At 61.9% G+C, this 14,157-nt stretch carries 12 protein-coding genes; 4 read left to right on the top strand and 8 right to left on the bottom strand.

Features of this window, described 5'->3' with window-relative positions; translation table 11 throughout:
* Window positions 1-257 precede the first annotated feature (257 nt).
* Entirely contained in the window at window positions 258-1,253 is a 996-nt protein-coding gene (locus V6607_RS18265) for a FecR family protein (RefSeq protein WP_134326785.1), read from the bottom strand.
* A gap of 151 nt (window positions 1,254-1,404) precedes the next feature.
* Here V6607_RS18265 and V6607_RS18260 point away from each other — a divergent pair, with 151 nt between their 5' ends.
* Complete coding sequence (locus V6607_RS18260) at window positions 1,405-1,674, top strand: PepSY domain-containing protein (protein ID WP_003217951.1); 270 nt, start codon at window positions 1,405-1,407, stop codon at window positions 1,672-1,674.
* Between the two features lie 41 nt (window positions 1,675-1,715).
* Here V6607_RS18260 and V6607_RS18255 read toward each other — a convergent pair whose 3' ends face one another.
* Window positions 1,716-6,830 (bottom strand): DUF6543 domain-containing protein, encoded by a 5,115-nt coding sequence (locus V6607_RS18255; protein ID WP_134326784.1) that lies wholly within the window; start codon window positions 6,828-6,830, stop codon window positions 1,716-1,718.
* A gap of 170 nt (window positions 6,831-7,000) precedes the next feature.
* Here V6607_RS18255 and V6607_RS18250 point away from each other — a divergent pair, with 170 nt between their 5' ends.
* On the top strand, window positions 7,001-8,038 hold the full coding sequence (locus V6607_RS18250) for an Ldh family oxidoreductase (RefSeq protein ID WP_134326783.1): 1,038 nt from the start codon (window positions 7,001-7,003) through the stop codon (window positions 8,036-8,038).
* A gap of 40 nt (window positions 8,039-8,078) precedes the next feature.
* Here the strand turns inward: V6607_RS18250 and V6607_RS18245 are convergent, their stop codons facing one another.
* Complete coding sequence (locus V6607_RS18245; protein WP_003217958.1) at window positions 8,079-8,399, bottom strand: DUF883 family protein; 321 nt, start codon at window positions 8,397-8,399, stop codon at window positions 8,079-8,081.
* A gap of 175 nt (window positions 8,400-8,574) precedes the next feature.
* On the opposite strand from V6607_RS18245, the gene V6607_RS18240 reads away from it, so the two are divergent.
* On the top strand, window positions 8,575-8,826 hold the full coding sequence (locus tag V6607_RS18240) for a hypothetical protein (RefSeq protein ID WP_003217960.1): 252 nt from the start codon (window positions 8,575-8,577) through the stop codon (window positions 8,824-8,826).
* Here the strand turns inward: V6607_RS18240 and V6607_RS18235 are convergent.
* Entirely contained in the window at window positions 8,801-9,718 is a 918-nt protein-coding gene (locus V6607_RS18235; RefSeq protein ID WP_087694394.1) for a LysR substrate-binding domain-containing protein, read from the bottom strand. The two genes, V6607_RS18240 and V6607_RS18235, sit on opposite strands and share 26 nt — an antisense overlap.
* Before the next feature lie 92 nt (window positions 9,719-9,810).
* Between V6607_RS18235 and V6607_RS18230 the strand changes: the two genes are divergently transcribed.
* The gene (locus tag V6607_RS18230; protein WP_134326782.1) at window positions 9,811-10,737 is read left to right on the top strand and encodes a carbon-nitrogen hydrolase family protein; all 927 of its coding nucleotides are present in this window, start codon (window positions 9,811-9,813) and stop codon (window positions 10,735-10,737) included.
* Window positions 10,738-10,992: 255 nt separating this feature from the next.
* Here the strand turns inward: V6607_RS18230 and V6607_RS18225 are convergent, their stop codons facing one another.
* From V6607_RS18225 to V6607_RS18210, 4 genes are all read right to left on the bottom strand, one after another.
* The gene (locus tag V6607_RS18225; RefSeq protein WP_158660299.1) at window positions 10,993-11,238 is read right to left on the bottom strand and encodes a hypothetical protein; all 246 of its coding nucleotides are present in this window, start codon (window positions 11,236-11,238) and stop codon (window positions 10,993-10,995) included.
* Window positions 11,239-11,563: 325 nt separating this feature from the next.
* Window positions 11,564-12,115, bottom strand: coding sequence for a GNAT family N-acetyltransferase (locus tag V6607_RS18220; RefSeq protein WP_087694381.1), 552 nt, complete (start codon window positions 12,113-12,115; stop codon window positions 11,564-11,566).
* Window positions 12,116-12,119: 4 nt separating this feature from the next.
* Entirely contained in the window at window positions 12,120-12,581 is a 462-nt protein-coding gene (locus V6607_RS18215) for an LEA type 2 family protein (RefSeq protein ID WP_003214086.1), read from the bottom strand.
* Window positions 12,582-12,594: 13 nt separating this feature from the next.
* The gene (locus tag V6607_RS18210) at window positions 12,595-14,022 is read right to left on the bottom strand and encodes a nucleobase:cation symporter-2 family protein (protein ID WP_008431217.1); all 1,428 of its coding nucleotides are present in this window, start codon (window positions 14,020-14,022) and stop codon (window positions 12,595-12,597) included.
* Window positions 14,023-14,157: the final 135 nt, after the last annotated feature.

Genomic DNA, 14,157 nt, shown 5'->3' with positions numbered 1-14,157 from the left:
TGTGCCGCTTTTGAATTTGTGATGACATTCATGGGGTTATGAGCGCGGGAGAAAGAACGCGCAGGGGATGTGTTTCAATTGTGAGACAACGGGCCCTTGTCCAGCCCGCCTGGCAGGTGTCTCAGGGATGAAACACTGCGCGCCGTAAACCCGGCACTCCGCAGCCAGCTGTCAGCTCAGCCGGTGCAAGTGTTTCAAAAATGGACGATTTGACGCAGGCAGCATCCGGGAGGAGGGCGCAGGCCCATGACCCTGGCTCAGCTCTTTGGGGTTTTGCGCGGAATCGAATTGAGTACAGGGTTGCCGTCCTGGTTCTGGGTCAGGTAGACCGGCAGGACCTTGGGCAGGGAGGGGACGAGGTTGGACACCTCGTTGATGTTGTAGATGCCACCAATGCGGATCGCGCCGGTGCCGGCGTCGGCCAGCATCACCGGTTTGCTCAGGTAGCGGTTGATCAACGGCAACGCGTCGGCCAGGGCCAGGTTGTCGAGGATCAGCTTGCCTTCACGCCAGGCCAGGGCCGTGTCGCCCGGGGCAATTGGCTGGGCCTGGGGGCTGGCGTCGCCACGGTTGTAACTGGCCTGCATCCCGGGTGACAGGCGCAGGCCGCTATGGGCGTCGTCGCTGCTCACCAGCACCGAGCCTTGCAGCAGCATGACCCGCACATGGTCTTCGTATTTCCAGACATTGAACTGAGTGCCGGTCACTCGAACCTGGCCGTCCCCGGCGTGGACGATAAACGGATGTTGCGCGTCATGGCTGACCTTGAAAAACGCCTCGCCTTTTTTCAGGGTAACCCGACGCTGATCCTTGAAATTGCTGTAGACCAGTTCGGTGCCCAGGTTCAGTTCAACCTGGCTGCCGTCGTCAAGGGTGACCTGGCGCAAGCTGTTTTCAGCTTCGTAATGGTTGTACGAACTGGGCAGCCAGCCCGCTTCCCAGCCGGTAAAGGCCGCCAGTGGCAAGGCCACCAGGCATATCGCCGCCGCTACCGCGTAGTTCCTCAAACGGCTGCGAGGTTGTCGTCGCGCCACGACGGGGGCCGGATCGCTGCGGGGCAAGTGATCGGCAACGTCCCAGATTTCCAGCATCGCGGCGTATTCGAAGGCATGCAGTGGATGCGCATCGTGCCACTGCTCGAAGGCCTGACGCTCCGCCGTCGTGCAATCGCCAGCGTGCAGACGCATGCACCAGTGCGCAGCGGCATCGGTGATGGCGTCGTATTCGGCTTCTGATAGGGACTTATCTGTCATTAACTCATCCTGATTTCCGACATTCTAACCTCCACAGCAGGACGGCGAGAACAGCCATCATGGCGAATGCACATCAATTGGAACTAATTCTCGTCTGCAGGGCCCTAAAAATTCAGGACAGGTAACACTCATTCCCTAATGGAGCACGAAAATGCTTAAGAAAACCTTAGCCGCCGTTGTCGCAACCACCGCCTTGCTCAGTGCTGGAGCCGCCCTGGCGGACAAACCGGGCGCAGGCTGGATCACCATCGAAAAAGCCATCGAGACCGCCAAGACCAAGGCTGGTTACGTCCAGATCTACAAGATCGAAGCCGATAACGATGGCTACTGGGAAGGTGAGGGGCGCAAGGCCGATGGCGTGGTCTATGAGTTCCGCATCGATGGTGAGTCGGGCAATGTGTTGCGCGATCAGAAAGACTGAATGAACTGACGGGTGCGGGCGTTCGGCCCGCACCCTGTCTGTTACGGTGTGGCTTCGGCAATCGAAGGCACGGGGTCCAGCTGGCGCCCCAGGGTGGTGATCAGCAAGGTCAGTGAGTCGGCGTTATCCATCTGTGTATTGAACCGCCGCGTCAGGTTGGTTTTGAAAATTCCCCGCGCGTTGCTCAAGTCCACGCCTCCGGTCGTGGCAAGAATCTGCTGCTTGATGTAGTCATCTTCCGGGTCGGTCCCCAGGTCGAATCCGGTAGGCCCCCACGCGTCCGTTGATTTGAACAATTGCCCAACAGGCGTGTTGATCGAGTACGCATTCTCCTGCACGTTGCGCAGCCAGTCCTGAAGATCGCGACCGGCTTGGGTCTGTACTTCAATCAGGTCGGGAAAAGGTGATGTGGAATTGAGGTAGGCGACGTCGGCGGTATTGCTCACGATATGAGTCAACTCATGAATCAAGGTGGTCGCGCGGGCATGGGCTCTTTGGTCGAAGTGATTGATCAGGCGCCCTTCGAAATCGGCCGTAGGCGGGTTGAAGAAGTTTTCAGTGAGGTAGATGCGTCGATCCGGGTCGCCGTCGATGGTAAACGCCCAGTGCCGTTCGGGTTCGGCAATATGCGCACCGGAGACGAAACGCCGGGAGTTGAGCGAGTAGAGTGCCGGCTCCAGCGCCTCATCGAGGAGGGCGGTCACCGTGTCCATGAGTTTTTGCGCGAGGGCTTCCGGAAACTTGGCCGGGCCGGTGTCGGCGTCTATCGGGATGCCGAAGAAGCGGTTGATAAAGCGATGCACCCGGGTCACGGGCGGATACTGGTGGTCGAGCAGCTTCAGGTTCTGCTGGCAGTTGTGCAGGTAGAAGGTTGCCAGGTCCAGTGCCTCGACGATCGCCTGGGCCCTGGAGGGCGACACACGCCGAATCTCGGCCAGGCCGCGGGCCTCGACGTTCATCACCTGGTCCACGGCTGTCCGCACCTCACGGCGGTCCATCATTGCACTCCACCCGGGGCCGTGGCGGCGAACTGATGCTCTTGGGTCCAGGGTCCATTTGCGGTTGGCATCCAGGCGCACAAACGGTCCTTTGGACCGTGCACTGAAAAGCCGCCAATGGCCTTCGACCTGCCTGGCGCGGTAGACCTTGCCTGCGCACGGCAGGTAATGCCGGTTGTCCGTCGCTGTGTAGACGCCCGTGTTGCCTGCCGTCAGGCCCTCCAGGCTGATGTCGCAGGCTTCGTACGCTTGCAGCCGGGTTCGGGCCCGGGCGGTGACGTCGATGTCGTGCCAGGCACTGGCCGTTTGCGTCGGCGCGGGTTGCGCGGGGGCGGTGCCTGGTGTCGAGGGTTCATCCATCAACGCGCGGATCGAAGCCATTTGCGCGACACCGCCGATGAAGGTTTGCAGCGCCTCGCGCCAGCGGTGTTGCTGCAAGTCTTCGGCAGAGGCCTGGAACAGTTTGTAGCTTTGCCAGATCACCAGCGGCACCATCAGTTTGCCCGGCAGCAACGCCTGCGCGTGCTGCAGTCCGCTGCTGAACAAGGCTTTGAGGGTGTCCCAGGCTGACCGGCCGTTGGCCTGGGATTGCTGTTCAAACAGGTTCGAGATCAATCCGATGTTGTCGCGGTACAACTGCTTGAGGGCGTGGCCCCTGATCGGATTGGCCCCCAGGGTGATTTCCGAGGTTCCCCCGACCGTGCTGGCCCAGAGGTGTCTATACGTGGCTTGCTCAGCCTCTGGCAGGCGACCGATCACCCAGTCCTGCAAGGGGCCGGGCAGGTTGAGCCGGCGAATCAAATCCGCCTCGTTGTCGAACTCCTGGAACGCCTGTTGCGGCCCATAGGGCGCATACATCACCAGCGGAGTGCTTTCGACGGCACTGATCAAGTAGACCCCAAGGGCCTTGATGGACCGGGCCCCCGCCGTGGCGATCAACTCCAGCGGACGCACTGTCGAGGTCGCGCCCTCGACCGCTGCGCGGGCGAGCGCGTCCGGCATGTCGAGGACCTGTTCGACCAGGCTCAGGCCCGGGGCGGATAACAGTTCCTGCAGCCTCAGCGCGTGGGCATTTTGCAGCAGTTGCCAGGGCAGTTGCCGAATAAACCGGCGCTCCCGCACGTCTGCGCCCGGCTTGCCCGGGGTGAGTTTTTCGACCAGGCAAGCCTGGTGGTCCTGCTTGAGGGGCAGGCGCGCGAGGATCTGGCGCACCACAGCAGGTGTCAGGCCGGCGGCTGTGGACTCGACATCGAATGCAGCAGCTTGCTGGCTGACGTGATTGAGGGCGTAGTCCACCAGGTTCTGCCGCTGGCCGGCCAATACCAGCTTGGGCAGGATGTAGACGTCTTGCGGGCGCACGTCATAGGGCTGCAACAAGTCGATGAGCTTGCTGCCGAGATACGCTGGCAGCGGCAGGAAATCGTCAAGGTAATCCTTGTCGTCCGTGAGGCTGTGGCGGTATTGCTCAAGGATTTCGACATGGCGACGCTGTTGGCTGACAGACGCCATCCCCAGCCAGGCGGGCAGTGATTGTTGTGCCATGAAGGTCTGGGCGATTTGTGAGGCATGGCCCAGGTCGTTGGCCGGCAAGGCCTTTTCCAGCCCCCCGAGACGCTTCAGCAAGGCGTCCCCTGAGAGCGTCAGGGTGAGGCAGTGAGCCCGTTGTGCCCTGTAATGATCAATCCAGGACTGCTGGCAGTGCTGTGCGACCGCGCCGTTGATCAGCATGAACTGACCGAGTGCGCAGGCCTGGTGCGGTTTGAGATAGCGCGGGTCGAGATTGGCCAGTAGCTGCCTGCGAAGGTCCGGGGCGGCCAGTCGTCGTTGCAGTTCTGTCTGCAACTGGCTGACATTGGCGAAACTCTCCAGGCCGCGCGCCGGCGTCCACAGCACGGCCCGGCCTGAGTGGGACGGGGCCAGGCCACCGCGTTCGGTGAGCATCAAGCAATGCGCCAGGGGCACCCGTTGCGTCAGGCCCTCGGGTTCGACGGTCAACGCATAGGCATCCGGGATGAATCCACCCAGGCCCTGGCGCCGGCGGCGATCAGGGTGTTGAAGATCAAACACCGTCTGCGCGATCGCCTCATCACGCGCGTCCAGGCTGTTGTTGAGGCGCCTGAGCCTGGCTTCGCCCTGGATCGCCACCGCCATGGCATGGGCCATCGGCGCCTTGAGCTGTTCCAGGTATTCGCGGGGAATATCGGCAATGTTGGAGTGATGAAACTTGACCAGTGCGGCATCGAGCACTGCGTTGGCTTGCGCTATGTCCAGGCCGCCCAGCGGTGTGACAGCCCCATCGACCTGGCTGGCGTAAAGGCCATAGTGCGGCGTTTGCGGAATCGGCCCGCGCTTGTGTATCAGGCGCGCAAGAAAGTAACTGCGCAGGCTCTGGCTTTCCAGGGGCGCAGTGGCGCGTGTCGCGCTTGCACTGGCGGCGTAGCGATTGACGTAGATCTTGCCGGGATCGTGGCCAGCCAAGCCGCGGCGGTTGAACTCGGCGGTGAGCGCCTGATTGACGGTGTTGGCCAATGTGGGTTGCGCTCGCACCTGGGTTGCCAGCGTGTCCTGGATATCGGTCATCTGCTTTTGCAGCAGGGCGGCACGTTCGGCGGCCAGCGACACCGGGCGAGTCGGGTCGGCCAGTACCGAATGAGGCGTCCAGCGTCCCGCGGTATCCAGGCCCGGGAGGTGGCTGTCGATCATGTACCGCACATCCAGCGCGTAGTCGAGCAAGGCGGAGGGGTCAATGCCGGCGCGGGTGCGTCGGTACAGGTCGAGTGCGTAGCGTAGGTTCTGTTGCTGCTTGCCGATGATGGTTTCGAGCACCTGCTCAAACAGATTGCCGGCGATGGGAGTGCCGGAAAACTGCGGCGTCTTGAACCCTACAAACAGCGCCCGCTCCTCCAGGGACATCAGGTTGTAGAGGTCGTCTTCATAGCCTGGTGCCTTGACCATGGCCTTGAGGGTGTCCATCAGATCGTCGTAGGTCCCGAGCACCTGCAGGCCCTTCTCGGGGGTGTAGAGAAAGGTCTGCGAATTGCCGATCATCAAGGTGCTGGCCAACTCGACGGCGTTGCTCGGCTGCTCCCAGATCTGTACGTTCTCGACGCGCAGCGTCTGGCTGTCCGGGGGGGCCTCGTTACCCCGGGAAGAGTACAGCGCTGCCAATGCGCGGCTTTGCTCCGGACTGATGATGGATTGCTGGCGCTTGAACAGCAGATCCAGTTGCGCATTGGCGGCCATGGCCCGGGCGAACCAGGCCCGACGCGACACGCCCGGTGCGATCTCGCTGTTCCAGAACGTCTCCAGTGCACTGTGCAGGAACGGGATCAGTTGGCCGGCTGCTTGTTTGATCGCGGTTTCCCAACGCTGCGTGTCGCGGGCCTTGGCGTCGGCAGGCCGCTTGGGGTGGAAGAACTCCCGGGTTTGCCCGGCGGGCCAGGCTTGTTCACGGTAGTACAACAGCACCGCGTCATTGAGTTGCAGCGAGTCGAGCCAGCGAGGCACCGTGTGCCCAACGGGCTGTATGGCGAAAAAACTCACGTGGGCTTCGCCGGGGCTGAGCCCGGGGAACAGTGGGCGGCAGACGCTTTCGAGCAGTTTTGAAAGCAGGGCGCCGAGGGCGGGCAACTGTTTCAACGCCGCCAGCAGCGCCTGGCGATTATTCTCCTGATAGCGCCTGAGGGTTTTTTCCTGTTCACCCAATACGTCGTCGAGCATGGCCTCCGGTGTCAGCACCAGTCGGTTGTCGAGTAGCGGCGATGGTTGTTGCTGCAAGGGCAGGAAGTACAGCAGTTGCGTGGCGCTGTCCGGGGTTTTCAAGCGCTCGGTCAGTGCTGTCAGCAAGTGGGCGGGGCTGTCGAATTTTTCCAGGCCGCCGTACGGGGTGTAGAGCCAGGCATGTGGGTAGGCGCTGGTTGAACTCATCATGAAGCTGCCGGCCAGTTCGACGGCATTGGCAGTGCTTTTATTCAACCAGATGCGCTGCGCGATCATTGGCGGCGACTGTTGGCGACGGCCTGCATCGCTGGCAAAAAACACCTTGCCGAGAAACTCGATGTCCCTGCTGTCGATGTTCAGCTGGCGCTCACGGTCCAGCGCCCTCCAGCCCACGCGCATGGCTTCGGGGAAAAAATACGGGAGAGGGGTGTGGCTCATCATCCTGATCCTTGAAGAGTTGCGTGCCTGCAACCTATCCAGGCCTGGCGCCACGAGGGGCTAGATATGTCTGGCGCTCCCTGTCGACAGCCATGGGGCAAACCCTGTCTAATCGACGGACCGATTCTTGTACGCTGTTGCCCATTCCAATAATTAAACGGGAGCTTCAGATGTCTGCATCGCCTTTGGATGTCGAGTCTTCATCAGAGCGACTCAGTTATGCGCAATTGACCGACCTGCTGCGCCAGGTGTTTGTCCGCCACGGTACGTCGGCCGATGTGGCCCAGGTGCTGGCCGAGAACTGCGCCAGCGCCGAGCGCGACGGTGCCCACAGCCACGGTGTATTCCGTATCCCCGGTTACGTCTCGACCCTGGCCAGTGGCTGGGTCAACGGCAAGGCGGTGCCGGTGGTCGAGGATGTGGCCAGCGGATTTGTGCGAGTGGATGCCGGCAACGGCTTCGCCCAGCCCGCACTGCAAGCCGCCCGTGCGCTGTTGGTGGAAAAGGCCCGCAGTGCCGGGATTGCCTTGCTGGCGATCCATAACTCCCACCACTTCGCGGCGCTTTGGCCGGATGTCGAGCCTTTTGCTGAAGAAGGCCTGGTGGCCTTGAGCGTGGTCAACAGCATGACCTGCGTGGTGCCCCACGGCGCCGACCGCCCGCTGTTCGGCACCAACCCCATTGCCTTCGCCGCGCCCCGCGCCGATGGCCTGCCGATCGTGTTTGACCTGGCCACCAGCGCCATCGCCCATGGCGACGTGCAGATTGCCGCGCGCAAGGGCGAGCGCTTGCCACCCGGCATGGGCGTGGACAGCCTCGGCCAACCGACCCAGGACCCCAAGGCGATCCTCGAAGGCGGCGCGCTGTTGCCGTTTGGCGGGCACAAGGGGTCGGCCCTGTCGATGATGGTCGAGCTGCTGGCCGCGGCCCTCACGGGCGGTAACTTCTCGTTTGAGTTCAACTGGTCCGATCACCCCGGCGCCCGCACCCCATGGACCGGCCAACTGCTGATCGTGATCGACCCGAGCAAGACCGCCGGGCAGAGCTTCGCCGAGCGCAGCCAGGAGCTGGTGCGACAGATGCATGCGGCAGGGTTGCGGCGTTTGCCGGGGGATCGGCGCCATCGCACACGGGCGAAGTCGCAGGCAGGCGGGATCGAGATCGAAACGCAGGAATTGAGTCGGTTGCGGGTGTTGGCACAGGCCTGAAGCGAGCTGCGCCCGGGGAGGGCGCAGCCGTTGCATCAGATCAGTTGCGGCGGCCCAGCAACAGGCCGACTACCAGGCCAAACCCGGCGGAAATCGCCACGGTCTGCCATGGATGGCCACCGATGTAGGTTTCGGTGGCATCCACCACCGGCTTGCTGCGCTCGCGCACATTGGACACCGAGTCCAGCGCCTGCTTGAGCTTAATGGCGACCTGTTCACGCAGGGTTTCACCTTCTTCCCCCACCAGTGACGCGCTGCTTTTGAGCAGCTTGTCCGATTCTTCGATCAGTGCGGTCAGCTCACTGAAGGCTTGGTCCTTGATTTGGTCTTCGACGGCTTGGGCGGCAGATTTGCGAGCCATTGGGTTAACTCCTTGCGGGTGAATGTGGCAATGAATGCGCTTGATGAAGAATGGAGTGTTTGAAGCGGGCAAAAGTTGCAGTTTTTTTCCTGTGGTCAGCTTAGGAGAAATCCAGGCCAGGAAATTTCAACCTACAGTGTAAGATGTCACCTATTTGTGCAGCAGGTAATTCAACATGAGCTTCAATCTGGCCAACAAGCCCCTCGCCGAGCGCGCCGCGCTGGAAGATGAAAAGTCCCGTCTCTACGACCTCTGGCAAAGCAACCTGGGCAAGGCCAAGGGCGAGGCCGCCCGCCTGTTTGGCGAACGCGCCAAGCGCAAGGGCAAATGGGCCGAATGGGTGCGTGCAGAACTGGACGGCATGTCACCGCCGGAGTTCTCGAACATGGTGCGCAGTGAAGTCAATCGCCTGATGGCGGCGAAGTAAAACAAGCCTCGATTGCCTCGCGCACCTTGAGCAGCAACGGATCCAGTTGCGCCTGGGTGCGCCAGCCCAGCTCCACCGGGTAACGCGGCAGCGCCAGCGGGCAAGGCAGCTCCCTCAGTCCGGTCATCTGCGCGATGGCCTGGGCCGCATGGCCGGGGATGGTCGCCACCGCCTGGCTGCCCTTGAGCAGGAACGGTAGCGCCGCGAAGTGCGTGGTCGAGGCACCTACGTGGCGGCTCAGCCCCTGCGCGGCCAGGCCCTCGTCGGTGATCCCGATAAACCCGCCGGATGACACCAGCACATGCTCGCGCCTGACGAACTCGTCGAGGTCGATGGCCTGTTGTCCCGGCGCCAGGCTGTCGGGGTCCACCAGGCACGCGTAATGGCCTTCCCCCAATACCTGCCGGCTCAACCGGCGCTCGGCAAACCCGCCGGCGGTGATTGCCAGGTCCAGGCTGCGGTCGAGCAGGGCGTCGGCAACGATCTGGCTGTGGGTCTGGCGGAACATCAACCGCAGCTTTGGCGCACGCCGGGCAATCTCTTCAATCAGCCGCCGGCCGTAGGCGATTTCGAAATCATCCGATAACCCCACCACCACCGAACGGCCCTGATAGTGATTGCCCAGGGGATCCACCATCGCCAGGCTCTGGCGGCAACGATCCAAGGCTTCGCTGATCACCGGCTTCAACTGATTGGCCCGCAAGGTGGGCGCCAGGCCCCGGCCGGTACGCACGAACAACTGATCGCCGTACACATCGCGCAAGCGGCGCAGGGCTGCACTGATCGCCGACTGCGTGACGCCAAGACGCAGGGCGGCACGGCTGGCACTGGATTCGTCGTGCAGGGCCTCGAAGGTTTTCAGCAGGTTGAGATCGACGTTGGCGATATTCATATGGCTCATATCAGTTAGCAGCGAAGCGGGCTTTATTCATGATTGCCGCTGGCCGGAGAATGGGCAACCCCCATTGATACGGAGTGATCGTGATGCCTGTTTCTACTGTGGCTGCGCTGCAAATTGGTTCCTTGCCGGGTGGCAAGGCTGAGACCCTGGAACAGATCCTGTCCTACGAGGACGAAATCCTGCGCAGCGGTGCGCAACTGGTGGTGATGCCGGAAGCGTTGCTCGGGGGTTATCCCAAAGGTGAAGGCTTCGGCACCCAGCTGGGGTATCGCCTGCCTGAAGGGCGCGAGGCCTTTGCGCGGTATTTTGCCAATGCGATTGATGTGCCGGGTGTGGAGACCGAAGCGCTGGCCGGCTTGTCGGCGCGCACCGGGGCGAGCCTGGTGTTGGGCGTGATCGAGCGCAGTGGCAGCACGTTGTATTGCACGGTGCTGTATTTCGAGCCGGTGGGCGGGTTGGTGGCCAGGCATCGCAAATTGATGCCTACCGGCACTGAGCGGCTGATCTGGGGCAAGGGTGATGGTTCGACGTTGCCGGTGGTTGATGCCGCGGTAGGGCGCATCGGCGGCGCCGTGTGCTGGGAGAACATGATGCCGTTGTTGCGCACCGCGATGTACGCCAAGGGTGTTGAAGTGTGGTGCGCGCCGACGGTGGATGAGCGGGAAATGTGGCAGGTGAGCATGCGGCATATTGCCCATGAGGGGCGGTGTTTTGTGGTGAGTGCGTGTCAGGTGCAGGCGTCACCCCAGGCGTTGGGCGTGGAGGTGGCGAACTGGCCGGTGGATCGGCCTCTGATCGCGGGGGGCAGTGTGATTGTCGGGCCCATGGGGGACGTTCTTGCCGGGCCATTGCTCGGTGGGGCGGGGTTGCTGGTGGCGCGGATTGATACGGATGATTTGGGGCGGGCGCGGTATGACTATGATGTGGTTGGGCATTATGCCCGGCCGGATATTTTCGAATTGATCGTGGATGAGCGGGTTAGGGCGGGGGTTCGGTTTATTGTTGACTGAGTACATATCCGTTTCTTCGGTAACGGCGGCTTATGGTTCCGCTCTTACAGCGGCTCACTTTGGAAAAGCCCCAAAGTAAGCAAAGGGCTCTGCCCCGCCTGTCGGCACCTCGCCTAGGCTCGGTGTTCCCTCACTCCGGCATTGCTCCGCGGGCCGCCGCGACGGGCCATCCATGGCCCGGCGCGGCTAAACCGGCGTCCTGCCGGTTTACCCGCTCCGCAATACCTGCGTTCGGCCTCGGGCTTATTGGGGCAGTCAGATCAAAATCAAAAGCAAAAGCAAAAGCACAGCGGCCTCCCGGCCGGCTTGAGTGTTGAAGAGCAAATCAAAAGCTAAAGCGGGCACGGTCCAAATGTGGGAGCGGGCTTGCTCGCGAAGGTCGTTAACGATGACGCTAGCATCCTGATTCAACGCGGCGCTCTCAGGTTTTTCGCGAGCAAGCCCGCTCCCACAGAAAAGCAGATCTGTTTTCGCTCTGGTTTTTGCTTTTGCTTTTAACACTCAAGCCGGCCGGGAGGCCGCTGTGCTCTTGATCTGCTTTAGATCTTGATCTTAGGCGCCCCGTTAAACCACGCTGGCCGAACGCAGGCTTTGGAGCGTGGGTAACCCGGCAGGACGCCGGGTTAGCCGTCCTGGGCCAGGGATGGCCCATGACGGCGGCCCACGGTCCAAAGCCGGAGTGAGGGCACACCGAGCATTAGCGAGGTGCCGAGTGGTGGGGCAAGAGCGTTTTGCTTACTTTTGCGCTCTTCAAAAGTGAGCCGCTGTAAGAGCGGAACCCCTATCAGCCGTTACCCAAATAACGGATATACACCCAAAACCCACCTCAGCCCCGCCGACTCCCCAGCCATTCCTCCCGGGTAATCTCCCAGATATCCTTGGGCAAACTCCCAGCGACAAACTGCCCCTCATCGGTCCTGACCAACCGCATCCCCGTCCGCTCGGAAATCCTGCGAGACGCCACGTTCGGCGCCGCCTTGGGCACGCGCATCACGGGCCGCTCCAGCACCTCAAACCAATACTCAGTCACCGCCGCACTGGCCTCGGCCATCAACCCCTGGCCCTGCCACTGCGGCGCCAGCCAAAAGCCGCGGTTGTTGTCCACCTCATCCATCAGGCTGACATTACCAATCAACACCCCAGGCGCGCTTTTCAGGCGGATCGACCAATGCCACTCCTCACCCCGGGCCATCGCCGGCAATGCAACCTGCTCCAGATAGCTGCGCGCACCATCCGCCGGGTACGGCCAGGGCACCAGGGCATTCAGGTAACGCACCACTTCCCAGTGCGGAAATTGCTGCTGGACACCCTCGGCATCCTCCAGCGTCAACGGCCGCAGGATCAGCCGTTCGGTATACAGCGTAGGTTGCGCATCCATGTCGTTACCAAGTGGCAGTGTTGGGAAAGTCCAGGGTCCCGCGATCCACAAAGCGCATGGTGCCGAACAGGCCACCTGCGAGTTTCCCGCGCAACACGTACGGCAGGTTATTCAAACTCTGGGTCTGGCTCAAGCCAAGGGTCTGGCGCAACACGGAAAACGCCGAAACGCTCACCGGCACCGTCAGCACCGTCTCCGAAAAGCGTGGGATCGAGCCACCCTGGTCACTCACCCCGGACGCCAGCGGCCGGCCATTGACCTCCAGGTCCAGGGCCACGCCGCTGTAGTCGATCGCGGTTTCATTCGGATTTTGTATCCGCAGCTTCACCGCGAAACGCACTTCCAGGTCCTGGCTCTGCAGCGGCTCGATGCCCACCACGTTGATGTTCACCGGGTCGCGGTTGGGGAACAGCGCGCACGCGCTCAGGGTGAGTAGCAGCAGTGACAAAACCATGAGCTTGCGCATAAAACGGGTTCTCCTATTTCGTGACGTCCGGGTCCTGCATCACTTTGAGGGTGGAGGCTTCCGGATCAAATTCATCTTCTTCCAGTTCTATGAACTCCTCAGGCAGGAAGATGTTCAGCACGATAGCGCAGAACGCCCCCACGGTGATTGGCGACTCGAAGATGTTGTGCAGTGCCTTGGGCAGCTCGCGCAGTACTTCCGGCACTGCTGCCACACCCAGGCCCATGCCCAGGGAGATCGCCACGATCAGCACATTGCGCCGGTGCAGCCCGGCTTCGGCGAGGATCTTGATCCCGGCCACGGCCACGGTGCCGAACATGATCAGCGTGGCGCCACCGAGTACCGGCTTGGGCATCAGTTGCAACACCGCGCCGATCATCGGGAACAGCCCCAGCAGCACCAGCAGCCCGGCAATGAAGTACGCCACATAACGGCTGGCCACGCCGGTCAACTGGATCACCCCGTTGTTCTGGGCGAAGGTCACCATCGGCAAGCTGTTGAAGGTGGCCGCCATCACCGAGTTGAGGCCGTCGGCCAGCAGGCCGGACTTGATGCGCTTGATGTACAGCGGGCCCTTGACCGGCTGTTGCGAGATCATCGAGTTGGCGGTCAGGTCACCGGCGGCTTCCAGGGGCGAAATCAGGAAGATCACCGCCACCGGGATAAACGCCACCCAGTCGAACGAAAAACCGTACTTGAACGGCACCGGTACGCTGATCAGTGGCAGCTGGGGCAGGGCGCCCAGGTCGACGCGGCCCATCCACCAGGCCACCACAAAACCCAGGGTCAGGCCGATCACGATCGAACCCAGGCGCAGGAACGGGTTGTTGAAGCGGTTGAGCACCACGATGGTCAGCAGCACCAGGGCCGCCAGGCCCATGTTGCCGGCGGCGCCCAGGTCGCTGGCGCCATAACCGCCGGCCATGTCGGTGACGGCCACCTTGATCAGCGACAAACCCATCAAGGTAATGATGGTGCCGGTGACCACCGGGGTGATCAGCTTGCGCAGCTTGCCGATGAACTGGCTGAGCACCACTTCGATAAACGCCGCGAAAAAGCAGATGCCGAAGATCGTCGACAGGATCTCATCGGTGCCGCCGCCCCGGGCCTTGACCATGAAGCCGGCACTGAGGATCACGCTGATAAACGAAAAACTGGTGCCTTGCAGGCACAGCAGGCCCGAACCCACCGGGCCGAACTTGCGGGCCTGCACAAAGGTGCCGAGCCCGGACACAAACAACGCCATGCTGACCAGGTACGGCACTTCGCTTTCCAGGCCCAGCACGCCGCCGACGATCAGCGTCGGGGTGATGATCCCGACAAAGCTGGCCAGCACGTGCTGCAGGGCGGCAAATATCGCCGCGCTGAAGTGCGGACGGTCGTCGAGGCCGTAGATCAGGTCGGATTTATAACGGGGGCGAGGGGTTTGAGTGTCAGACAAAATACGGGCCCGGGTAGGAAAAAGGAGGCGCAGGATGCCAGAAAGTGCCAGTTGTCAGAAGTGTGAAAAAATATTTCGAAACATCCCCCATTAAATCCTCAAGCCGGCCGATAACGTTGTAGGCACCACATACCT

Origin of the sequence: Pseudomonas sp. KK18 (genome assembly GCF_037094675.1) — a bacterium.
In the GTDB taxonomy this organism is placed as follows: domain Bacteria; phylum Pseudomonadota; class Gammaproteobacteria; order Pseudomonadales; family Pseudomonadaceae; genus Aquipseudomonas.
The sequence above is the reverse complement of the archived record's forward strand: the minus strand, read 5'-3'. Positions and strand labels throughout refer to the sequence as shown.